21 protein-coding genes and 1 other RNA gene are annotated in these 20,580 nt (G+C 75.5%); 9 read left to right on the top strand and 13 right to left on the bottom strand.

What is annotated here, in order from left to right; genetic code table 11:
* Nucleotides 1–11 precede the first annotated feature (11 nt).
* Nucleotides 12–428 (bottom strand): tetratricopeptide repeat protein, encoded by a 417-nt coding sequence (locus JOE61_RS02490; protein ID WP_193669203.1) that lies wholly within the window; start codon nt 426–428, stop codon nt 12–14.
* 54 nt (nt 429–482) lie between these two features.
* On the opposite strand from JOE61_RS02490, the gene rnpB reads away from it, so the two are divergent.
* Nucleotides 483–881: RNase P RNA component class A (gene rnpB, locus JOE61_RS02495), an RNA gene on the top strand.
* Nucleotides 882–959: 78 nt separating this feature from the next.
* Here rnpB and JOE61_RS02500 read toward each other — a convergent pair.
* Nucleotides 960–2,063 carry a collagen-like domain-containing protein gene (locus JOE61_RS02500; RefSeq protein ID WP_227491877.1) on the bottom strand — a complete coding sequence of 368 codons (1,104 nt, stop codon included), beginning with the start codon at nt 2,061–2,063 and terminating at the stop codon, nt 960–962.
* Between the two features lie 201 nt (nt 2,064–2,264).
* On the opposite strand from JOE61_RS02500, the gene JOE61_RS02505 reads away from it, so the two are divergent.
* Nucleotides 2,265–5,066, top strand: a complete 2,802-nt coding sequence (locus JOE61_RS02505; RefSeq protein ID WP_193669202.1) for an HAD-IC family P-type ATPase — start codon at nt 2,265–2,267, stop codon at nt 5,064–5,066.
* On the opposite strand, the gene JOE61_RS02510 is transcribed toward JOE61_RS02505, so the two are convergent.
* Nucleotides 5,063–5,248: a hypothetical protein gene (locus JOE61_RS02510; RefSeq protein ID WP_193669201.1), complete on the bottom strand. Its 186-nt coding sequence runs from the start codon at nt 5,246–5,248 to the stop codon at nt 5,063–5,065. The two genes, JOE61_RS02505 and JOE61_RS02510, sit on opposite strands and share 4 nt — an antisense overlap.
* 180 nt (nt 5,249–5,428) lie before the next feature.
* Here JOE61_RS02510 and JOE61_RS02515 point away from each other — a divergent pair, with 180 nt between their 5' ends.
* On the top strand, nt 5,429–6,493 hold the full coding sequence (locus JOE61_RS02515) for a class I fructose-bisphosphate aldolase (RefSeq protein ID WP_193669200.1): 1,065 nt from the start codon (nt 5,429–5,431) through the stop codon (nt 6,491–6,493).
* A 75-nt stretch (nt 6,494–6,568) separates the two neighbouring features.
* Here JOE61_RS02515 and JOE61_RS02520 read toward each other — a convergent pair whose 3' ends face one another.
* Nucleotides 6,569–7,288, bottom strand: coding sequence for a response regulator (locus tag JOE61_RS02520; protein WP_227491807.1), 720 nt, complete (start codon nt 7,286–7,288; stop codon nt 6,569–6,571).
* A gap of 188 nt (nt 7,289–7,476) precedes the next feature.
* Here JOE61_RS02520 and JOE61_RS02525 point away from each other — a divergent pair, with 188 nt between their 5' ends.
* The 3 genes from JOE61_RS02525 (at nt 7,477) to JOE61_RS02535 (ending at nt 10,301) form a co-directional block, all read left to right on the top strand.
* Nucleotides 7,477–8,361 carry a universal stress protein gene (locus JOE61_RS02525; protein WP_193669199.1) on the top strand — a complete coding sequence of 295 codons (885 nt, stop codon included), beginning with the start codon at nt 7,477–7,479 and terminating at the stop codon, nt 8,359–8,361.
* 78 nt (nt 8,362–8,439) lie between these two features.
* Nucleotides 8,440–9,813, top strand: coding sequence for an Acg family FMN-binding oxidoreductase (locus JOE61_RS02530; RefSeq protein ID WP_193669198.1), 1,374 nt, complete (start codon nt 8,440–8,442; stop codon nt 9,811–9,813).
* A gap of 77 nt (nt 9,814–9,890) precedes the next feature.
* Complete coding sequence (locus JOE61_RS02535) at nt 9,891–10,301, top strand: hypothetical protein (RefSeq protein WP_193669197.1); 411 nt, start codon at nt 9,891–9,893, stop codon at nt 10,299–10,301.
* A 43-nt stretch (nt 10,302–10,344) separates the two neighbouring features.
* Here JOE61_RS02535 and JOE61_RS02540 read toward each other — a convergent pair whose 3' ends face one another.
* The gene (locus tag JOE61_RS02540) at nt 10,345–11,805 is read right to left on the bottom strand and encodes an RNB domain-containing ribonuclease (protein ID WP_193669196.1); all 1,461 of its coding nucleotides are present in this window, start codon (nt 11,803–11,805) and stop codon (nt 10,345–10,347) included.
* A gap of 21 nt (nt 11,806–11,826) precedes the next feature.
* On the opposite strand from JOE61_RS02540, the gene yaaA reads away from it, so the two are divergent.
* The gene (gene yaaA, locus JOE61_RS02545) at nt 11,827–12,606 is read left to right on the top strand and encodes a peroxide stress protein YaaA (protein WP_193669195.1); all 780 of its coding nucleotides are present in this window, start codon (nt 11,827–11,829) and stop codon (nt 12,604–12,606) included.
* Here yaaA and JOE61_RS02550 read toward each other — a convergent pair.
* On the bottom strand, nt 12,593–13,402 hold the full coding sequence (locus tag JOE61_RS02550) for a hypothetical protein (protein ID WP_193669194.1): 810 nt from the start codon (nt 13,400–13,402) through the stop codon (nt 12,593–12,595). The two genes, yaaA and JOE61_RS02550, sit on opposite strands and share 14 nt — an antisense overlap.
* Nucleotides 13,403–13,527: 125 nt before the next feature.
* Between JOE61_RS02550 and JOE61_RS02555 the strand changes: the two genes are divergently transcribed.
* Nucleotides 13,528–14,133 (top strand): flavodoxin family protein, encoded by a 606-nt coding sequence (locus JOE61_RS02555; RefSeq protein WP_193669193.1) that lies wholly within the window; start codon nt 13,528–13,530, stop codon nt 14,131–14,133.
* A gap of 21 nt (nt 14,134–14,154) precedes the next feature.
* Here JOE61_RS02555 and hisF read toward each other — a convergent pair whose 3' ends face one another.
* From hisF to hisD, 7 genes are read right to left on the bottom strand one after another with little or no spacing between them, the layout of a single operon-like run.
* Complete coding sequence (gene hisF, locus JOE61_RS02560) at nt 14,155–14,916, bottom strand: imidazole glycerol phosphate synthase subunit HisF (protein ID WP_193669192.1); 762 nt, start codon at nt 14,914–14,916, stop codon at nt 14,155–14,157.
* Entirely contained in the window at nt 14,913–15,647 is a 735-nt protein-coding gene (gene priA / locus JOE61_RS02565; RefSeq protein ID WP_193669191.1) for a bifunctional 1-(5-phosphoribosyl)-5-((5-phosphoribosylamino)methylideneamino)imidazole-4-carboxamide isomerase/phosphoribosylanthranilate isomerase PriA, read from the bottom strand. Before priA ends, hisF begins: the two co-directional genes overlap by 4 nt.
* A 26-nt stretch (nt 15,648–15,673) precedes the next feature.
* The gene (locus JOE61_RS02570; RefSeq protein WP_193669190.1) at nt 15,674–16,006 is read right to left on the bottom strand and encodes a hypothetical protein; all 333 of its coding nucleotides are present in this window, start codon (nt 16,004–16,006) and stop codon (nt 15,674–15,676) included.
* Nucleotides 16,007–16,022: 16 nt separating this feature from the next.
* A complete protein-coding gene (hisH, locus tag JOE61_RS02575) occupies nt 16,023–16,682 on the bottom strand; it encodes an imidazole glycerol phosphate synthase subunit HisH (RefSeq protein ID WP_193669189.1) in 660 nt (219 codons plus the stop codon).
* Complete coding sequence (gene hisB / locus JOE61_RS02580; RefSeq protein ID WP_193669188.1) at nt 16,679–17,287, bottom strand: imidazoleglycerol-phosphate dehydratase HisB; 609 nt, start codon at nt 17,285–17,287, stop codon at nt 16,679–16,681. The genes hisH and hisB overlap by 4 nt, the downstream gene beginning before the upstream one ends.
* Complete coding sequence (locus tag JOE61_RS02585; protein ID WP_193669187.1) at nt 17,284–18,453, bottom strand: histidinol-phosphate transaminase; 1,170 nt, start codon at nt 18,451–18,453, stop codon at nt 17,284–17,286. Before JOE61_RS02585 ends, hisB begins: the two co-directional genes overlap by 4 nt.
* Before the next feature lie 9 nt (nt 18,454–18,462).
* Entirely contained in the window at nt 18,463–19,779 is a 1,317-nt protein-coding gene (gene hisD, locus JOE61_RS02590; protein ID WP_193669186.1) for a histidinol dehydrogenase, read from the bottom strand.
* A gap of 126 nt (nt 19,780–19,905) precedes the next feature.
* On the opposite strand from hisD, the gene JOE61_RS02595 reads away from it, so the two are divergent.
* Complete coding sequence (locus tag JOE61_RS02595; RefSeq protein ID WP_193669185.1) at nt 19,906–20,571, top strand: LON peptidase substrate-binding domain-containing protein; 666 nt, start codon at nt 19,906–19,908, stop codon at nt 20,569–20,571.
* Nucleotides 20,572–20,580 lie beyond the last annotated feature (9 nt).

The raw sequence follows: 20,580 nt of genomic DNA on the forward strand, positions 1-20,580 counted from the left end.
CCGGCGGCCGGTCAGGCGTCGTCGCCCAGCCGGCCCTCGACGCGCAGCACGTCGACCCGGTGCTCGTGGTCGTCGCTCATCACCGCGGCCAGGCGCAGGAAGCCCAGCGCCTCGGCGTACCGGCTCTGCCGCTCGAGGCTGCGCCCCAGCGCGTGGCAGGCCCAGACGTCGTCGGGGCGCTCCTCGACCAGCGCGCGCAGGTCGTCCTCGGCGCGGCCCAGCTGGGCGCGCAGCAGGAAGGCCCAGGCGCGCAGCGAGCGCAGCCCGCGGTTGTCGGGCTCGCGCTCGAGGGCGGGCTCGAGCACCTCGAGCGCCGGGCCGGGCGCGTTGCGGGCGAGCAGGTCGAAGGCGGTGCGGTAGGCGGACTCGGGCGCCCACTGCCCGGGGAAGAGCAGCGGCGGGGCCTGGATCGGGTACTCCTCGCTCATGGAAGGTCCAACGCGCCGGGCCACCTGGGTGTTCCGCTACCCTGGTGGCGCGGACGGGCTGGCCGGGCGACCGCGTCGTCCCTCTCGAGGGGCGCCGAGGAAGGTCCGGGCTCCACAGGGCGAGGTGGTGGGTAACCCCCACCCGGGGCAACCTGCGGGACAGTGCCACAGAGAACAGACCGCCACGACCGGCTCCGGCCGGACGGGGCAAGGGTGAAACGGTGGAGTAAGAGCCCACCAGCGTCCGGGGCGACCCGGACGGCTAGGCAAACCCCACCTGGAGCAAGGTCAAGAAGCCACCACTCGTGGTGGCGCGCGTGCGTCTGAGGGCGGCCCGCCCGAGCACGCGGGTAGACCGCTGGAGCCCACCGGCAACGGTGGGCCTAGATGGATGGTCGCCCCCCGGTCCGAGAGGTCCGGGGACAGAACCCGGCCTACAGGCCAGCCCGTCCGCACCCGGGCCGCTCCCCCGGGGTCGGTCCGCGAGCCCACCGACCCGCCGCCCCGCGCCCCGGCAGGGGCGGCGAGGGATCAGTTGATGCTGAGCGGGGTCGCCAGCTGGTTGGTGGTCCCGGCCGGGAGCCCGACGGCGGTTGCGGTGGTGGTCTTCATCTTCACACCGGTCCTGGCTCCCTCGCTCGTCCCGCACGCCGGGTTGTCGATCGACGCGGAGGTGAGGGATACCGCCGGCGCTGCCCCGGCGCCGGTCACGTCCGGCACACCGAGCGAGCCCGGTGAGCCGAGGTAGACAAGGGTCTTCGCGAAGGCCGGGATACCGCTGCTGGAGTTGAGGTAGGGCGTACCCGTGCAGCCGGCACCGGTGTAGTAGGTCTGCGACGTGGGAATCGTGCCGTCCCAACGGGCCGTGAGCAGGTAGCCGGTCGAGGTGAGCAGCGTGAAGGAGCTGCGATCGATGGACATCAGGTCCCCGAGGGTGACGCCGTCACCGTCGACGAGCTCGAATCCCCCACCTGCGCCTGCGGGCCCCTGCGGGCCAGTGGCTCCTTGCGGACCAACGGGGCCGATCAGACCGGGCGCACCGGCGGGGCCAGCCGGTCCCTGCGGGCCGGTCTCGCCCGCGTCACCCTTCGGACCCTGCGGACCGGTCTCACCCGTGTCACCCTTCGGCCCCTGCGGGCCGGTCTCACCTGCCTCACCCTCGGGGCCCTGCGGGCCAACGGCGCCGTCCTCGCCGTTCGTGCCGTCGAGGCCAGGAAGGCCCATGGGGCCGATCTGTCCCGCGGGCCCGATCGGTCCCATCGGACCGACCGGGCCCGGGGAACCGTCAGCGCCAGGCGCCCCCTTCGGTCCTGGTGCGCCGTCGTTGCCGTCGATGCCGTCGATGCCGTCGACGCCGTCGATGCCGTCGACGCCGGGCAGTCCGGCCGCCCCCCGGACGCCCTCCTCGTTCCAGGAGATGCGACGCTCGCGCAGGCGCCACTTGGCCTCGTCGGTGGCACACGGGCGCTTGCTGCTCTCGAGGCGCAGGTCGCCGGTCTTGAGCCGGTAGCAAGCGTTGACGACACCGTCGTCCTTCATCGCTGAGCTGGCGTAGGCGCCGCTCACGGCGACGGTCAGGGCGACAGAGGCGACGGCAACGCCGGCGAGGCGCGACCGGTTGACGTGGAGAGCCACAGGAATCCTTGCGGTCGGGGGTGAAGTCAGAGAACGCTCCCACTCCCTGGTGTCGCTGCGCAGCCGATCGACGCAAACGTGCCCTGGTGGGCTGGACCGCCCTGCCAGGCCAGCAGTCAGCGTCCGGCGGGACCTAGGTCCCGCGCGAGGGGGTCGTTGGTGTCTGCAGCAGCCGGGCCGCGCGCCACGACGCTGGGACCCATGGCCGGCCCCGCCCGCACCGAGAGCCCCGCTCGGCCCGCGACCCCACCCGACGCAGCCCACGGGCTCCCCGCCCATGAGGTGGTGCTGCTGCTCGCCACCGATCCCGCCCGGGGCCTCGGCGAGGCGGAGGCCGCGCAGCGGCTGATCCGGTTCGGGCCCAACGCGCTGCCGGTCACCAGGAGCGCCGGGCCGCTGCTCCGGCTGGCGCGCCAGCTGCACAACCCGCTGATCTACGTGCTGCTCGCCTCGGTGCTCGTCACCGCCGCGCTCGGGGAGCTGGTCGACTCCTCGGTGATCCTCGGTGTGGTCGTCGTCAACGCCGCGGTCGGCTTCGTGCAGGAGTCCCGCGCCGAGGCGGCGCTGGAGGGCCTGCGGGCCATGGTGCGCACCACGGCGAGCGTCGTGCGCGACGGACAGGTGCGCAGCCTGCCCTCGGCCGAGCTGGTGCCCGGCGACCTCGTGGTGCTCGAGGAGGGCGCCAAGGTGCCCGCCGACCTGCGCGTGACCCGGGCCGACGAGCTGCGGGTCGACGAGTCGGCCCTGACCGGCGAGTCGGCTCCGGTGGCCAAGCACGAGGTGGTGCTCCCCGGCCAGGTGGCGGTGGCAGACCGCCGCAACATGGCCTACTCGGGGACCCTGGTCACCACCGGCAGCGGCAGCGGCGTCGTGGTCGCCACCGGCGCCGAGACCGAGCTGGGCGACATCCACCGCCTCGTCGGGGCGGCTGAGGGCCTCTCGACGCCCCTGACCCGCAAGCTGGCCTGGTTCAGCAAGCTCCTGACGGTGGCCATCGTGGCGCTGGCGGCGGCCACCTTCTTGATCGGCCTGCTGCGGGGCCAGGAGATGGCCGAGACCTTCACCGCCGCGGTGGCCCTCGCCGTGGGTGCCATCCCGGAGGGGCTGCCCGCCGCGGTCACCATCACCCTGGCCATCGGGGTGGCGCGGATGGCGCGGCGCCGAGCCGTCGTACGCCGCCTGCCCGCGGTCGAGACGCTGGGCAGCACAACCGTGATCTGCTCCGACAAGACCGGCACCCTGACCCAGAACCAGATGACCGTGCGTGCCGTGTGGACCCAGGAGGGGGAGGTGGAGCTGACCGGCTCGGGCTACGCCCCCGACGGGGTGCTGCGCGACGACCGGGGCGCCACGCTGACGCCGCTGCCCCGCTCGGCGCTGTGGTGGACGCTGCTGGTGGGAGTCGCCTGCAACGACGCCGCCCTGGCCCGCCGCGACGGGCGGTGGCGGGTCGTCGGCGACCCCACCGAGGGCGCGATGCTGGTCGCCGGCGCCAAGGCCGGCCTCGACCGTGACCGGGTCGAGGCCCTCGCCCCCCGCGAGGCCACGGTCCCGTTCTCCTCCGACCGGCGCTGGATGGCCACGCTGCACCGCGACCTCACCGCCGACGACCCGGACCAGCAGGTGGTCGTGGTGAAGGGCGCCGCCGAGCAGGTGCTCGAGCGGTGCACCAGACAGCTGCGAGCCGACGGGTCGAGCGGCCCCGTCGACCGCACGCTCGTGCTCGGGGCCGCGCACGCCCTGGCCCAGCAGGGGCTGCGGGTGCTGGCGACGGCGGTGCGCCCGCTGACCGGCGCCGAGCGCGGCGATCCGGCCACCTTCGACGCCGAAGCGGTGCCGGGCGACCTGGTGCTCACCGGGCTGCAGGCGATGCTCGACCCGCCGAGGCCCGCCGCCGCCCGGGCGGTCGCGGCCTGCCTGGCCGCCCGGGTCTCGGTCAAGATGATCACCGGCGACCACGCCGCCACGGCCACGGCCGTCGCCCGGCACGTCGGGCTGCTCGACGAGTCGGCGACCGGCCCCGTGCCGGTGCTCACCGGCACCGACCTGGCGGCCCTCGACGCCCAGGAGCTGCCGGCCGCGGTGGACGGCGCCGTCGTGCTGGCCCGGGTCTCCCCCGAGCAGAAGCTGCGCCTGGTCGAGGCGCTGCAGGGCCAGGGCCACGTCGTGGCGATGACCGGCGACGGGGTCAACGACGCGCCCGCGCTGCGCCAGGCCGACATCGGGGTGGCGATGGGCACCGGCGGCACCGAGGTGGCCAAGGACGCCGCCGACATGGTGCTGCTCGACGACGACTTCGCGACCATCGAGGCCGCGGTGGAGGAGGGACGCGGGGCCTTCGACAACCTGACGAAGTTCATCGCCTGGACGCTGCCCACCAACATCGGCGAGGGCCTGGTGATCCTGGTGGCCGTGCTGCTGGGCACCGCCCTGCCGATCCTGCCCACCCAGATCCTGTGGATCAACATGACCACCGCGGTGCTGCTGGGGCTGATGCTCGCCTTCGAGCCCCGCGAGGACGGCATCATGACCCGCCCGCCCCGCGACCCCGACCAGCCGCTGCTCACGCGCGCCCTGACGGCCCGCATCCTGCTGGTCTCGGCACTGCTGGTCGCCGGGTCGTGGTGGCTCTTCCAGTGGGAGCAGTCCCGCGGGGCCGGCCTCACCGAGGCGCGCACGGCCGCGCTCAACGTCTTCGTCGTCGTCGAGGCCGTCTACCTCTTCAGCTGCCGCTCCCCCAGGCTCTCGGCCTGGCGCCTGGGCCTGTTCACCAACCGGTGGCTGCTCGTGGGCGTGGGCCTCCAGGCGCTGGGGCAGCTGGCCCTGACCTACCTGCCGGCCATGAACGCGGTCTTCGACACCGCGCCGCTCCCGGCCAGCACGTGGGCGCGGATCGCGGCGGTCGCCGCGCTGGCCGGCCTGGTCATCGCCGCCGACAAGCGGCTGAGGAGCCGCGGCGCGCCCCGCGCACCGACCCCGGCGCCGACCGGGGTCCCCACCTAGTCGAGCGCCGAGAAGGCGTCGTACACCATGAACGCCGGCCACACGACGCCCTCGAGCACCGCCAGGACGTGCCACCAGAACCCGTCGGGGGCGTCCTTCCAGAAGTAGACCCAGGCGCCGAACACGCCCAGGCCGTAGATCGCGCCGCCTCCTGCCGCCCCGCCACCGCTGCTGCCCGCCACGTGCCTCGCCCTCCTCGTGCCGTCCGGGGCCGTCGACCCGGCCCGCACCCACGGTGCGCCGGCGGCCCGCTCCCCCACCAGGGCCCAACGGACCCCCGCGGCGGGTCGGACGACCGTGGGCGCCCCGCCCCGTCGGCGACAACCTGGGGAGCGACCCACGACCGAGCACAGGGAGCACCCATGCCGACCACCGCGCCGACCGCCGCACCGACAGCCGCACCGACCGCCACGGCCCGGGCCCTCGTGGCCCCGGGCAAGGGCCTGCTGGCCATCGACGAGAGCCAGCCCACGATGACCAAACGCCTCGCGCGCATCGGTGTCGAGTCGACGGGGGCGACCCGGCTGGCCCTGCGCGAGCTGCTGCTCACCACCCCCGGTCTCGAGGAGCACGTCAGCGGCGTCATCCTCTACGACGAGACCATCCGCCAGCGCACCAGCAGCGGGGCGCTGGTGCCCGAGCTGCTCGCCGGCGCCGGGATCGTCCCCGGCATCAAGGTCGACCGGGGCACGGTACCCCTCGCCGGCTCGCCCGGCGAGCTGGTCACCCAGGGGCTCGACGGGCTGCGCGAGCGCTTCGCCGAGTACGCCGCCCTGGGCGCGCGCTTCGCCAAGTGGCGAGCGGTGCTGCGCATCGACGCCACCCTGCCGACCCCGGCGTGCGTGAGCGCCAACGCCCACGCGCTGGCCCGCTACGCTGCACTGGCCCAGGAGGCCGGGCTGGTGCCGGTGGTCGAGCCCGAGGTGCTGATGGACGGCGCGCACTCGCTGGAGCGCTGCGCCGAGGTGACCGCGCAGGTCCTGCGGGAGGTCTACGCCGAGCTGGCCCGCCAGCACGTCACCCTCGAGGCGACCCTGCTCAAGCCCAACATGGTCCTGCCGGGGACCCTCTCGCCGGAGACCGGGACGATCGAGGACCACGTGGTCGCCGAGCGCACCGTCGCGGTGCTGCGCGACACCGTGCCGGCCTCGGTGCCCGGCATCGTCTTCCTCTCCGGCGGCCAGAGCCCGCAAGAAGCCACCGCCCGGCTCGACGCGCTCAACCGGCTCCCTGCGCCGCAGCCCTGGCAGCTGAGCTTCTCCTACGGCAGGGCGCTGCAGGCCCCGGTGCTCGACGCCTGGCGCGGCGAGCCGGCCAACGTGGCCGCCGCCCAGGCGGTCCTCGCCGAGCGGGCACGGCTCACCGGCGCCGCCCGCCGGGGCCGCTACGACAGGGCCTCCGAACCGGCCGCCCCGGTGGCCGGGTGAGGGCCGCGGAGCTTCATCGGCCGGCCGACGGATCTCCTGAGTGGACGATGAAGCTTCATCGGCCACCCAGGTGGTTCATCGGCCGGCCGATGAACCTCCCGGCCGGCGGCGCCCGGTCTCGTGCTGCCGGGTGGCGATGATGGCGGCCTGGGTGCGGCTCTCGACGCCGAGCTTGCCGAGCACCGTGGAGACGTAGTTCTTCACCGTCTTCTCGGCCAGCTCGAGGCGCTCGGCGATCTGGCGGTTGGTCAGGCCCTCGCCGACCAGGTCGAGGACCTGGTGCTCCTTGGGCGTCAGCTGCTTGGTCACCCAGTCCTCCGGGGGCCCGTCGCGCAGCCGGGCGAGGACCTGCGCGGTGACCGCCGGGTCCAGCATCGACTGACCGGCCGCCACCCGGCGCACGGTCTCGACGAAGTCGTTGCCCTTGACCTGCTTGAGCACGTAGCCGGCGGCGCCGGCCATGATGGCGGAGAAGAGCGCCTCGTCCTCGTCGTAGGAGGTCAGGATGACGGCCGCGATCGTGGGGTCGACCGAGCGCACCTGGCGGCAGACCTCGACGCCGGACCCGTCGGGCAGGCGCTGGTCGAGGACGGCGACGTCGGGACGCAGCGCCGGGATCCGCCGGGCGGCCTCCTGGGCCAGGCCCGACTCGCCCACCACCACGATGTCGCCCTGGCTCTCCAGCAGCTCACGCGTGCCGCGGCGCACCAGCTCGTGGTCGTCGAGCAGGTAGACCCGGATCACCGGGCGCTCCCCGTGCTCGCCTGCCCGGCCAGGACCGTCGACTTCCCACATGACCCGAACCTAGGCGCGACCCGGCCGGTCTGCCCCGGCCCAGCGGCACCACCCGGCAGGACCTTGGTCCCGGAGTGCGCAGTTCCGGAGTGCGCGGCCCAGGAGTGCGCGGCCCGCGGACCTCCGGCCCCCCGGTCCCGCGACCAACGGCCCTGCCCGGCCCGGGCCCCGGACGGCACCGTGGTCGGATGGCACCCACCTCACCGCCGGCCACCGCGGACCCGACGCACGCCCCGCCGCGCCCACGCGTCCTCGTGGCCGTCGGCGGCTCGGACCCCGGGTCGGCGGCACGCTGGGCCGCCCGGGAGGCCGTCCGCGGTGGAGCCACGGTGCACCTGCTGCAGGTCGCCCCGACCACGCTGGCGCGCGAGCAGGGCCGCACGGCGCTGCGCACCGCCGCGGCGGCGTGCTTCGACGAGGTCGGCGACCGCGTGCGGGTAGAGACCGAGCAGGCGGTGGGCCACCCGCCGGAGGTCCTGGTCGCGGCCGCGCCCGCCGCCCGCCTGGTCGTGACAGGACGCCGCGACAGCAGCTCGTGGCACTCCACCGGCTCGGTCTCCGCGGCCCTCGCCGACCTCACCGACGTCGCGATGTGCGTGGTGCCGCCGTCGTGGAGCGCGCCGCGACGCTCGCTGGTGGCCGTCGGGCTCGACCCGGACCGGCCCGACCGGGCCGCCCTGACCGAGGCCGTACGCCGCGCGCGACTCGGACGGGCGGTGCTGCGGGTGCTGGTGCACCGACCCGGCTCGCTGGCGCCCGACCCGGTGGCGGGGCCCGACGCGCTGCGCCGCCGCGCCCAGGAGGTGCTGGCCGAGTGCGGCGGCGACGCGTGCGACGTCGAGGTCTCGGTGGACGAGGGGCACCCGTCCTCGGGGCTGCTGGCGGCCGCGCGCACCGCCGACCTGCTCGTGCTCGGCCGGCGCGAGCACCGCGGCGGACCGGCGACATACCTCGGGCCCGTCGCGCGCGCGGTGCTGCCGTGGGCCGAGTGCCCCGTCGTGCTGAGCCGCCCCGAGCGCGACCGTGCGCCGGGGCCGGCACGTGTCCCTGCCGGCGAGGACCTTGGGCCCTGACGCGGGCGCCGCCCACGGCGGAGCCTGGAACCCCCAGCACCGCACCGCCCCACGAGGGGCCCACCAGAGGAGCCGACCATGCGGGTCGCCGAGGTCATGACCGCACCACCGCTCACCACCACGACCGACGCCGGGGTCGACGACGCCCTGGCGCTGCTCGCACGCCACCACGTCAGCTCGCTGCCGGTCGTGGACGCCGCCGGCAGGCTGCAGGGCCTGCTGCACGAGGTCGACGTGATCCGGGGCCGGGTCCCGCACGCAGCGCTCGCCGGCGGCACGCCCGGGCCCGGCGCGCCGCCCGCCGTCGTCGGTGACGTGATGGCGCCGGTGCCCGCGCGCCTGGGCCCCGACACCGACCTGGCGACGGCGGCCGACCTGCTGGGCTCGTCGAGCGTGACGAGCCTGCCCGTCGTCGACGACCAGGGGCACGTGGTCGGGGTGGTGAGCCGCAGCGACGTCGTGGGAGTGCTCACGGGCACCGCCGGCGATGCCGACGACGGCCTCGACACCCTCACGCGCCGGCTGCTGCAGCTGGCCTGTCGCGCCCCGAGCGTGCACAACACCCAGCCCTGGCTGTGGCGGGCCACCGGCTCCGTCATCGAGCTGTACGCCGACCCCGCGCGCCAGCTGGCGGCCGCGGACCCCGACGGGCGCAGCCTGCGCATCAGCTGTGGCGCCGCCCTGCACCACCTGCAGGTGGCCGCCCGCGCGCTCGGGCAGGGCTGCACGGTCGAGCGGCTGCCCGCCGGGCCCGGCTCGACGCTGCTGGCCCGGGTGAGCCTCGAGGCGGGGCCCGACCAGCCCGGCACGCCGCCGACGGACGCGGACGCACGAGCCGACCTGGAGGCCATCACGGCCCGGGTCACCGACCGCAGGCGCTTCACCAGCTGGGAGGTGCCCGCGCCCCGGCTCGAGCACCTGGCGGGCATCGGCGCCCGCGCGGGCTGTGCCGTCGTACCCGTGGTCGACCCGGGCCGCCGGCACCGGCTGGAGGAGCTCGTCGAGCAGGCCCGGGACCTCCTGTCGCAGGACCCCGCGGTGCAGGCCGAGCAGCGGGCCTGGGTGCAGCGCAGCACCCACGACGGAGTCCCGCGGGAGGCCACCGAGGGGCCGGCCACCCGCTTCGACGACCGGCCGGTCGTCGACCCCGGCGGCATCGACCGCGCCGACGGCGTGCTGGTGCTGGCCACGCCGACCGACGAACCGCTCGACCACCTGCGCGCCGGCGAGGCGCTGAGCCGGACCTCGCTCAGCGCCACCACCGGTCTGCTGTCGATGGTCCCGCTGAGCCACGTGGTGGAGCGCCCCGAGACCCGTCGGGCCCTGCAGCGCGACGTGCTGGGCAGCGCCCTGGTGCCGCAGCTGCTGGTGCGGGTCGGGTGGCAGGAGAGCTCGCGCGAGCGGCTCGCGCCGAGCCCGCGACGTCCGCTCGCCGACGTGCTGCTGCACTGAGCGGCGGTCGGCCCGGGACGCCTCCGGTCCCCCGCGCGGGCGTGCCGCACGCCCGGGCGACGTGCTGGGATGGGCCGATGGCCCACCGCTACCCCTTCGCCTTCAGCCCCGCCTACCGTCTGCCGGCCCTGGCCCTGGCCATCACCCCCCGCACGGCGTGGGTGGAGGTCGACGAGCCGGGCGCGCCCGCGCCCGAGCTGCGGGTGCGCTTCGGGCCGTGGCGGCTGCGCACGCCCATCGAGAACATCACCGGCGTGCAGCGCAGCGGCGGCTTCGCCTACCTCAAGACCGTCGGGCCGCCGCACCTGTCGTTCACCGACAAGGGGGTCACCTTCGCGACCAACGGCGACGCCGCCGTCTGCCTCGAGCTGCGCTCCCCGGTGAAGGGGATCGACCCCACCGGCCGCATCGTGCACCCCGGCGTGACCCTGACCGTCGCCGACCCCGACGCCCTCGCCTCGGAGGTCAGCGCCCACCCGGCGCGATGAGCCCCGGCTGACGCGACCCGGACCACGACCCCGGGAGGGGCGCTCAGCCCACCTCGACCAGCTCGAAGGCCACCCGGCGCTGCTGCACGTCGGCGGTGACGAGCCGCACGCGTACGTCGGTGCCGAGCGGCAGCTCCGCCCCGGTGCTGGTGAGCCGGCCCTCGACCGCCGGCGACTGCACGACGACCGAGCCGCGGGTGGGCTCCTTCTCGTCGACGTCGACGACGACCCCGGCGAAGACCTCGCCGACCCGCTCCTCCAGCACCCCGGCCTCGACGAGGTCGAGCACCCCGCGCTCGTAGGCACCGGCCCGCTGGGCCGAGGTGCGCAGCGTCTCGGGCAGGCCGGGGAGGGCCTGCAGCACCCAGACGGGCACCTCGGTGCCGGCGCACAGGGCCACGCACACCTCACCGGCGTACCGGTCGCCGAGACGACGCAGCGGCGCGGTGACGTGGGCGTACTCGGCCGCCAGCGCCGCGTGCAGCGGCTGCTCGGGCAGCTCGCCGTTGAAGCCGACGTACCCGCTGCCGCGCAGCAGGCGGGTGCTGGCGTCGACCATCGCGGCGTGCGCGGGCAGCAGCGGGTCGAGGGTGCGGATGAAGTCGGGGTAGAGCATCTCGGCCGGCCACTCGATGCCCAGCGCGCGGGCGGTGCGGTGCAGGCGCCGCACGTCGTGCGGGTCGGGCGGGGGCAGGGTGCGCAGCAGCCCGACGCGGGCGTAGACCATCAGGTCGGCGGCGCCGTAGCCGGTGAGCAGCGAGATCTGGGCGTTCCAGTCCTCCATCGCCAGCCGCTCGCGGAACCCCAGGTGCCAGTGCTCGCCCTCGACCTCGACCTCCTGCTCGGGCAGCGGCAGCGAGACCCCGCCCCGCGCGGCCTCGCGGGCCAGGCGCAACGGCCCCACCTCGGCCAGCAGCCGCACCGTCTCGGGCGCGGTGCCGTCGTCGAGGCCGGCCTGCGCCTGCTGGTAGGTCAGCTGGGCGGTCGAGCGCACCAGCGCCCGCTCGACGCGTACGTCGGTGCCCTCGCCGTCGGCGTCGAGCCGGATCGTCCACAGCAGCGCCGGCCGGGTCTCGCCGGCCAGCAGCGACGCGGCGCCCTCGCTGATCACCGGTGGGTGCAGCGGCACCTTCGACTCGGGCGCGTAGAGCGTCTCGCCGCGCCGGTTGGCCTCGAGGTCGACCGGGTCGCCGGGGCTGACGAAGGCGGCCACGTCGGCGATCGCGTAGTGCACCACGAAGCCGTCGCCGTCGCGCTCGATGTGCATCGCCTGGTCGAGGTCGCGGGCGCCCTCGGGGTCGATGGTCAGCATCGGCAGGTCGGTGCGGTCGAGGTCGGGCAGCCGGGGCTCGGCGGCGGCCCTGGCCGCCGCCTCCTCGACCTCGGGCGGGAAGTGCGGGGTGACCCCCAGCTCCTTCCTCAGCTGTTCGACGCCCTCGCGCAGCCGGTGCGCGGCGACGCCGTCGTCATGGGTACGGACCCGGAGCACGCGGTTGCTGGGCATGCAGGCACCATAACGACCACCATGCTGATCCTGCTGCCCCCCAGCGAGGGCAAGTCCGCTCCACGGCGCGGCAAGCCCCTCGACCTGGCCTCCCTGTCGTTCCCCGGCCTCACCCCGACACGCGAGCGGCTGCTCGACGCGCTGGTCGACCTGTGCTCAGGCGACCCGCAGGTGGCGGCGCGGGTCCTCGACGTCGGCAGCACCCAGCTCGACCTCGTCGACCTCGACCGCGGGCTGCGCACCAACCCCACCGCGCGCGCCGACGCGGTGTACGCCGGGGTGGTCTACGACGCCCTCGACGTCACCACCCTCAGCCCCGCCGCCCGGCGCCGGGCCACCAGCCGGCTGGCGATCACCTCCAGCGTCTTCGGGCTGGTGCGTCCGGGTGACCGCATCCCGGCCTACCGGCTGTCCGGCGGCACCAGCCTGCCCGGCGTCGGCCCGGTCGCGGGGGCCTGGCGCGAGGTGCTGGGCCCCGCCACCGCCGAGGCGCTGGGCGGCGGTCTGCTCGTCGACCTGCGCTCCAGCACCTACGCCGCGTTCTGGCGTCCCACCCCCGACCTGGCGTCGCGGGTCGCGACCGTGCGGGTGCTGCACGAGGTCGACGGCACCCGCAAGGTGGTCAGCCACTTCAACAAGGCCACCAAGGGCCGGCTGGTGCGCGCGCTGCTCGAGGACGGCGCCAACCCGCGCACGCCCGCACGTCTCGCCGAGGCGCTGCGCGACCTGGGCTGGCACGTCGAGGCCGGCGACCCGGGCCCGAAGGGGACCCAGCTCGACGTGGTGGTCAGCGACCTGTAGGCACGCCGCCGAGCAGCCCGAGCACCGGGTCGACGACGCCGTCGAGCAGGTCGGTGACCGCGTCGGTGAGCGGCACCACGGCCGCGGTGACCGGGGTGGTGACCCCGCCCGTGGCGCTGCCGGCGACGTCGGCGACACCGCCCACCACCGGGTCGAGCACCCGCGAGACGGCGCCGTCGCGTGCCGGAGGCGCCGGCAGCGCCGGCGGTGCCGGAGCCGGTCCGGGGGGCGGCGTCGGCGCGGGCGGCGGGGCGGACGGCTGACCAGGCGCGGGGGCCTGGGCCGGCGGGCCGGCGGGCGCCGGGGCCAGCACGGTGCCCGGCACCACCGTGGTCGGCGGGCTCGCGCCCGGCGTGACCCGGGCCGCGCCCGCGACCGGGGCCCCCTCGGTCCCCTCGGTCCCCTCGGTCCCCTCGGTCCCCTCGGTCCCCTCGGTCCCACCGTCCGCCCCGGGCACGAGCAGGTCGGGCAGCTGGGCGAGCACGTCGTCGCGCAGCCCCGCACCGACGTCGGTGGCCAGCAGCCCCGCACCGGCGAGGGTCACGAACGCGGCGCAGGCGACCCGCAGCCCCCACGTCGTACGCCGCTCGCGACGCACCGCGACGCCCTCGGCGCCCGGCGCGGGCAGGGGCACCTCGGGGGGCCGCAGCGCGGCCACCAGCTCGGCGCCCACCGCGGAGGGCAGCACCCGCACGGGCGCGGCGGTCGTGGCTCGCTCGCGCACCGAGGACCACTGCCAGGGAGCGTCCGGGGGCGCGGGCGAGGGCTCGCCACCGGGCGAGTCGGGCTCTGCCACCGGGACCCCCCACGGATCGGCGCTGCTCGGACCGCTCCATCATGCCGCACCCGCGACCCGCGCGGGCCGACTTGACCACCGCGGAGGGTGAAGTCTCACGACGGCCCGCGAGGCACGGTGGGGCCATGACCTTCCGCGCACTCGTCCTGAACTGCACGCTGAAGAGCTCGCCGGCCCCGTCGAGCGCCGACAAGCTGGGCCGCGAGGTGCTCGCCGTGCTCGAGGAGCACGGCGGCAGCGGCGAGGTGGTGCGCGTCGTCGACCACCGGGTCCGCTTCGGCGTCTCCACCGACGAGGGCGACGGCGACGAGTGGCCCGCCATCCGGCAGAAGATCCTCGCCTGCGACGTGCTCGTGCTGGCCACCCCGATCTGGCTGGGCCAGCCCTCGTCGGTGGTGAAGATGGTGCTCGAGCGCCTCGACGCCGAGCTGGCCGAGACCGACGACGCCGGGCGCCCGGTCCTCTTCGACAAGGTCGCCCTCGTGGCCGTGGTCGGCAACGAGGACGGGGCCCACCACACCACCGCCGAGCTGCTCCAGGGGCTCAGCGACGTCGGGATGACCATCCCGGCCCAGGCGGCGACGTACTGGGTGGGCGAGGCGATGCACGGCACCGACTACAACGACCTCGAGGAGACCCCCGAGGGCACCGCGTCGACCACGCGCACCGCGGCGGCCAACGCCGCGCACCTCAGCGGGCTGCTGCGCGGGTCGGGCTACCCCGCCGGGTAGGCCCGCAGACCGACGCGGGAGTCAGCGGACGGGATGGCCGCCCTGGGCCAGGGCGTCCTTGACCTGGCCCACGGTGAGCGTGCCGAAGTGGAAGACCGAGGCCGCCAGCACCGCGTCGGCGCCCGCGTCGACCGCGGGCGCGAAGTGCTCGGGCGCCCCGGCGCCTCCCGAGGCGATCACCGGGATGCTCACCTCGCGGCGCACCGCCTCGATCAGCTCGAGGTCGAAGCCGTCGCGGGTGCCGTCGGCGTCCATGGCGTTGAGCAGGATCTCCCCCGCGCCCAGCTCGGCGGCCCGGTGCGCCCACTCGACGGCGTCGAGCCCGGCCGAGGTGCGCCCGCCGTGGGTGGTCACCTCGAAGCCCGAGCCGGTGCCGCTCGCGCGGCGCGCGTCGACCGAGAGCACCAGCACCTGGTTGCCGAACCGGTCGGCGATCTCGGCGACCAGCTCGGGGCGGCGGATCGCGGCGGTGTTGACCGCGATCTTGTCGGCGCCCGCGCGCAGCAGCCGGTCGACGTCGGCCACCGAGCCCACGCCGCCGCCGACGGTGAGCGGGATGAAGACCTGCTCGGCGGTCGCCGCCACGATCTCCATCGTGGTGGCGCGGCCCTCGTGGGAGGCGGAGATGTCTAGGAAGGTCAGCTCGTCGGCGCCCTCGGCGTCGTAGAGCTTGGCCAGCTCGACCGGGTCGCCGGCGTCGCGCAGGCCCTGGAAGTTCACGCCCTTGACGACCCGGCCCCCGTCGACGTCGAGGCACGGGATGACGCGCACCGCGAGGCTCACGAGGCGCCCCTGGTCAGGGCGAGCGCGTCCTCGAGGGTGAAGCGGCCCTCGTAGAGGGCGGTGCCGGCGATCGCGCCCTCGACACCGTCGGGGACCAGCGACATCAGCGCCTCGATATCGGCGAGCTCGGTGACCCCGCCGGAGGCGATGACCGGGCGGTCGGTGACCGCGCAGACGTCGCGCAGCAGCTGCAGGTTGGGCCCCTGCAGCATCCCGTCCTTGTTGACGTCGGTGACCACGTAGCGCGCGCAGCCCTCGGCGTCGAGGCGGGCCAGCACGTCGTAGAGGTCGCCGCCCTCGCGGGTCCAGCCGCGCGCGGCCAGGGTGCGCCCGCGCACGTCGAGGCCGATGGCGATCCGGTCGCCGTGCTCGGCGATCACCTTGGCGCACCACTCGGGCGACTCGAGCGCGGCGGTGCCGATGTTGACCCGGCGGCAGCCGGTGGCCAGCGCGGCCTCCAGCGACTCGTCGTCGCGGATGCCGCCCGACATCTCCACGTCGATGTCGAGCGCGCCGACGATCTGGGCCTGCAGGTCGCGGTTGGTGCCGCGTCCGAAGGCCGCGTCGAGGTCGACCAGGTGCAGCCACTCGGCGCCCGCGTCCTGCCAGCGGCGCGCGGCGGCGACCGGGTCGCCGTACACGCGCTCGGAGCCGGCGACGCCCTGGGCGAGCTGGACGGCGCGACCCTCGGTGATGTCGACGGCGGGGAGGAGCTGCAGGTAGTCGCTCATGGGACCTTCCGGGTGGTGGAGCCGCCTCAGCGGCGGAACAGCAGGGTGTGCAGGACGGGGGCGGCCAGGGCGGAGACGACCAGCGACAGGGCCGGCCAGGCCCAGCCGTCGGTGAGCAGGGCGACGAGGACGTTGAGCACCACGACCAGCACCACGGTGGTGGTGCGCTGGCGGCGCTCCCGCTCGGCGACGATGCCGGTCGGGCGGCCGGTGCGCGAGCGCTCGGGCAGCCACGAGGCCACCGCCCGGCGTCGCGCCGCGCGCCGCTCGCGACGCTCGGCCTCGGCCGCGCGCGCCGCGGCCAGCAGCGCCTGCTCGTGCTCGCGCGCCTCGCGCCGGCGCGCCCGCTCCTTGCTCATCGCCCGGTGCCCGCGCTCAGGACCGCAGGGTGGCGACCCAGTTGCGCAGCAGCGCCGCGCCGGCGTCGCCCGACTTCTCGGGGTGGAACTGGGTGGCCCACAGCGGTCCGTTCTCGACCGCCGCGACGAACCGGTCGCCGTCCTGCTCGGGGGCGCCGGTCTCGGCCCAGGTCACCAGCGGGGCGCGGGTGCGGTCGTTGGTCTCGAGCTCCCACTCGCGCACGCCGTAGGAGTGCACGAAGTAGAACCGCTCGCCCTCGACGCCGGCGAACATCGCCGAGCCCTCCGGCACCTCGACGGTGTTCCAGCCCATGTGCGGCACCACCGGTGCCTGCAGCCGCTCGACCAGGCCGGGCCACTCGTCGCAGCCCTCGCTCTCGACGCCGTGCTCGATGCCGCGCGCGAAGAGGACCTGCATGCCCACGCAGATGCCCAGCACCGGGCGGCCCCCGGCCAGGCGCCGCCCGATGATCCGCTCGCCCTTGACCTCGCGCAGCCCGGCCATGCACGCGGCGTACGCCCCGACGCCGGGCACCAGCAGGCCGTCGGCGGCCAGGCAGGCCTCGAAGTCGGAGGTCAGCTCGACCTCGGCGCCGGCGCGCTCGACGGCCCGCACGACCGAGCGCAGGTTGCCCGAGCCGTAGTCGAGGACCGCCACCGTGGGGCGATCGCTCACAGCGCGCCCTTCGTCGAGGGGATGCCGCTCTCGCGCGGGTCGATCGCGACCGCGTCGCGGAAGGCCCGGGCGAACGCCTTGAACTGCGTCTCCACGATGTGGTGCGGCTCGCGCCCGGCCAGCACCCGCACGTGCAGCGCGAGGTGGGCGTGGAAGGCGATCGTCTCGAAGACGTGGCGGGTCAGCGAGCCGAGGTAGCCGACCCCGCTGCCGCCCAGCGAGACGTACTGCTGGCCCTCGGGCTCGCCGGTGTGCACGCAGTAGGGGCGGCCGGAGACGTCGACGACGGCCTGGACCAGCGCCTCGTCGAGCGGCACGGTCGCGTCGCCGAAGCGGCGTACGCCGGCCTTGTCGCCCAGCGCCTGGCGCAGCGCCTGGCCCAGGGCGATCGCGGCGTCCTCGACGGTGTGGTGGGCGTCGATGTGCACGTCGCCCTCGACCTGGACGGTCAGGTCGACCAGCGCGTGGCGCGCGAACGCGGTGAGCATGTGGTCGTAGAAGCCGACCCCGGTGGAGATGTCGTGGCGGCCCGACCCGTCGAGGTCGACCTCGACGAGCACCTTGGACTCGCTGGTCTGTCGCTCGATGCGTGCGGTGCGGCTCATCGGCTGCTCACTTCCTGGGTCGGCGGGGTCAGCGGGGTCTGCGGGGAGTCCAGCGCCAGCACCTCGTCGAGGGCGGCGTCGAAGGCCATCATCTCCTCCGGGGTGCCCACCGAGACGCGCAGCCACCCCTCGGGGCCGGTCTCGCGCACCAGCACGCCCCGCTCGAGCAGCTGCTCCCAGGTGGCGTGGCGGTCGGCGAAGCAGCCGAACAGCACGAAGTTGGCGTCGCTGTCGGCGACCGTGAGTCCCTTGGCGCGCAGCGAGGCGACCGTGCGGTCGCGCTCGGCGCGCAGGTCGTCGACCCGGCCGAGCAGCTCGGGGGCGTGGCGCAGCGCGGCCAGCGCGACCGCCTGGGTCACCGCCGAGAGGTGGTAGGGCAGGCGCACCACGCGGATGGCGTCACAGATCGCCGGGTCGGCGGCCAGGTAGCCCAGCCGGGCGCCGGCCAGCGCGAACGCCTTGCTCATGGTGCGGGTCACCACGAGGTTGCGGTGCTCGGGCAGCAGCTCGAGCGCGCTCGGCGTGCCCGCGCGGCGGAACTCGCCGTACGCCTCGTCGATGACCACCAGGCCGCACGGCTCGTAGGAGGCCGCGGCCTCGCACAGCACGCCCACCGCCTCCGGTGCCAGGGCGGTGCCGGTGGGGTTGTTGGGGCTGGGCAGCAGGACGACGCTGGGCCGCTGCTCGAGCACCAGCGCGCGGGCGGCCTCGAGGTCGAGGGTGAAGTCGTCCTCGCGGCGACCCTGCACCCACTCGGTGGCGGTGTCGCGGGCGTACTCGGGGTACATCGAGTAGGTCGGGGCGAAGCTCAGCGCGCGCCGGCCCGGCCCGCCGAAGGCCTGCAGCAGCTGGAGCATGACCTCGTTGGAGCCGTTGGCCGCCCACACCTGCGCCGGGTCGATCGAGAAGCCCCGGGTGGGCTCGGTGTCGCGCGAGAGGTAGGCCGCCAGGGCGGCGCGCAGCTCGACGTGCTCGCGGTCGGGGTAGCGGTTCAGCGTCGTCGCGGCGGCACGCACCGCCTCGGCCACGTCGTCGGCGCAGGCCGGCGACGGGCCGTAGGGGTTCTCGTTGGTGTTGAGCTGCACCGGGGCGCGCTCCAGGGAGACCTGGGGCGCGCCGTACGGCGCCAGCCCCTGCAGCTCCTCGCGCAGCGGGGGGAAGACCATCGCCGGCCCCTAGCTCTCGAAGCGCACGCGCACGGCGGCGCCGTGACCGGGCAGGTCCTCGGCGTCGGCGAGGGTGACGACGTGGTCGGCCACCTCGGCCAGGCCCTCGCGCGAGTAGTCGACGACGTGCACCGACTTGGTGAACGCGCGCACCGAGAGCCCCGAGGAGTGGCAGGCGCAGCCGCCGCTGGGCAGCACGTGGTTGGAGCCGGCGCAGTAGTCGCCCAGGCTCACCGGGGCGTGCGGGCCCACGAAGATCGCGCCGGCGTTGCGCACCCGCGCCGCGACCTCGGACGCGTCGTCGGTGTGGATCTCGAGGTGCTCGGCGCCGTAGGCGTTGACGACCTCGAGACCCTGCTCGAGGTCGTCGACCAGCACGATGCCCGACTGGCGCCCGCCGAGGCTGGTGCGGATGCGCTCCTGGTGCTTGGTCACCGAGACCTGCTTGTCGAGCTCGGCGTCGACCTCGTCGGCGAGCCGCTCGGAGGTGGTCACCAGCACGCTCGCGGCCAGCGGGTCGTGCTCGGCCTGGCTGACCAGGTCGGCCGCGACGTACGCCGCCTGCGCGGTGTCGTCGGCCAGGACCGCGATCTCGGTCGGGCCGGCCTCGGAGTCGATGCCCACCACGCCCTTGAGCAGGCGCTTGGCGGTCACCACGTAGATGTTGCCCGGGCCGGTGACCATGTCGACGCGCTCGCACGGGCCGACCCCGTAGGCGAACATCGCGATCGCCTGGGCGCCGCCGACGGCGTAGACCTCCTCGACGCCGAGCATCTCGCAGGCCGCGAGGATGGTGGGGTGCACCTCGCCGCCGAAGTCCTTCTGCGGCGGGGAGGCCAGCGCCAGCGAGCGCACGCCCGCGGTCTGGGCGGGCACCACGTTCATCAGCACGCTCGAGACCAGCGGCGCGAGGCCGCCGGGCACGTAGAGGCCGACCCGGTCGATCGGCACCTTGCGGTGCGTCACCCGGGCGCCGGGGCCCAGGTCGGTGACGGCGTCGCGCTCGAGCTCGTTCGCGCAGGTCCTGCGCAGCCGCGCGATGGACTCCTCGAGCCCCGCGCGGATCGCCGGGTCGAGCTCCTCGAGGGCGCGGCGCATCGCCTCGGGGGCCACCCGCACGTCGTCGCGCTCGACCCCGTCGAACTTCGCCGACATCTCCTGGATCGCGGGGAGACCGCCGGTGCGCACCGCCTCGGTGATCGCATGCACCGCGGGCACGGCGGCCTCGACGTCGAAGTCGGCGCGGGGCAGGGCCGTGCGGTAGTCGAACGGCTCCCCTGCCGCGCGGCCGGTGGCGGCACTGCGCAGGTCGATGCGGCGGATCATGCCCCCGAGTCTACGAGCGCGCGCCCACCCGCACCGATTCAGCGGCGGTGATGGACAGCACGGCGCCCAGCTCGCGACCAACACGGTGACCAGCACGGTGCACGCCGGAGGGCTAGGTTGGTGGACGTGGACGACACGCTGCCGATGTTCCCGCTGGGCTCCGTGCTGTTCCCGGGCGTCAGCGTGCCGCTGACCGTCTTCGAGGACCGCTACCGGGCGCTGGTGCACCACCTGCTGCGCGTGGAGGACCCGACGCAGCGGCTGTTCGGCACCGTGGGCATCCGCGAGGGCTACGAGGTCGGCGACCACGGCGCGCAGTCGCTCTACCGGATCGGGGTCAAGGTGCTGCTCACCGAGGTCGAGCCGCACGACGACGGCACCTTCTCGTGCGTGGCCGTCGGTCTCGAGCGGATCGCGCTCGAGCGGCTCGAGACCTCGGGCCTCTTCCCGGTGGGCCACGTCGAGGAGCGTCCCGAGCCGGCCGGCGCCGTCGACGAGCACGTCGTCGAGCGCGCCCGCGCCGTCTTCACCGCCTACCGCGCCGCGCTGGCCGACCTGCGCGCCGACCCCTACAGCGGGGCGCTGCCCCGCGACCCGTCGTACCTGTCGTGGACGCTGGCGGCCTGCGCGCCGCTGCCCATGCCCGAGCGCCAGGCGCTGCTCGAGGCCGACGACGCCGGCGAGCGGCTGGTGCTGGTCACCGACCTGCTGCAGCAGGAGCTGCGGGCGATGAACGTGATCCCCTCCCTGCCCGCGACCGACGTGGCGCGCACGCGCTGGTCGCCCAACTAGGCGGGTCGG

It is taken from the genome of Nocardioides salarius (genome assembly GCF_016907435.1).
GTDB lineage: Bacteria > Actinomycetota > Actinomycetes > Propionibacteriales > Nocardioidaceae > Nocardioides > Nocardioides salarius.

Coding starts and splice junctions, on each gene's coding strand:
- JOE61_RS02490 (WP_193669203.1), bottom strand. CDS start 428: ATGAGCGAGGAGTACCCGATCCAGGCCCCGCCGCTGCTCTTCCCCGGG.
- JOE61_RS02505 (WP_193669202.1), top strand. CDS start 2,265: ATGGCCGGCCCCGCCCGCACCGAGAGCCCCGCTCGGCCCGCGACCCCA.
- JOE61_RS02515 (WP_193669200.1), top strand. CDS start 5,429: ATGCCGACCACCGCGCCGACCGCCGCACCGACAGCCGCACCGACCGCC.
- JOE61_RS02520 (WP_227491807.1), bottom strand. CDS start 7,288: ATGTGGGAAGTCGACGGTCCTGGCCGGGCAGGCGAGCACGGGGAGCGC.
- JOE61_RS02525 (WP_193669199.1), top strand. CDS start 7,477: ATGGCACCCACCTCACCGCCGGCCACCGCGGACCCGACGCACGCCCCG.
- JOE61_RS02530 (WP_193669198.1), top strand. CDS start 8,440: ATGCGGGTCGCCGAGGTCATGACCGCACCACCGCTCACCACCACGACC.
- JOE61_RS02535 (WP_193669197.1), top strand. CDS start 9,891: ATGGCCCACCGCTACCCCTTCGCCTTCAGCCCCGCCTACCGTCTGCCG.
- JOE61_RS02540 (WP_193669196.1), bottom strand. CDS start 11,805: ATGCCCAGCAACCGCGTGCTCCGGGTCCGTACCCATGACGACGGCGTC.
- yaaA (WP_193669195.1), top strand. CDS start 11,827: ATGCTGATCCTGCTGCCCCCCAGCGAGGGCAAGTCCGCTCCACGGCGC.
- JOE61_RS02555 (WP_193669193.1), top strand. CDS start 13,528: ATGACCTTCCGCGCACTCGTCCTGAACTGCACGCTGAAGAGCTCGCCG.
- priA (WP_193669191.1), bottom strand. CDS start 15,647: ATGAGCGACTACCTGCAGCTCCTCCCCGCCGTCGACATCACCGAGGGT.
- JOE61_RS02570 (WP_193669190.1), bottom strand. CDS start 16,006: ATGAGCAAGGAGCGGGCGCGCCGGCGCGAGGCGCGCGAGCACGAGCAG.
- hisB (WP_193669188.1), bottom strand. CDS start 17,287: ATGAGCCGCACCGCACGCATCGAGCGACAGACCAGCGAGTCCAAGGTG.
- JOE61_RS02585 (WP_193669187.1), bottom strand. CDS start 18,453: ATGGTCTTCCCCCCGCTGCGCGAGGAGCTGCAGGGGCTGGCGCCGTAC.
- hisD (WP_193669186.1), bottom strand. CDS start 19,779: ATGATCCGCCGCATCGACCTGCGCAGTGCCGCCACCGGCCGCGCGGCA.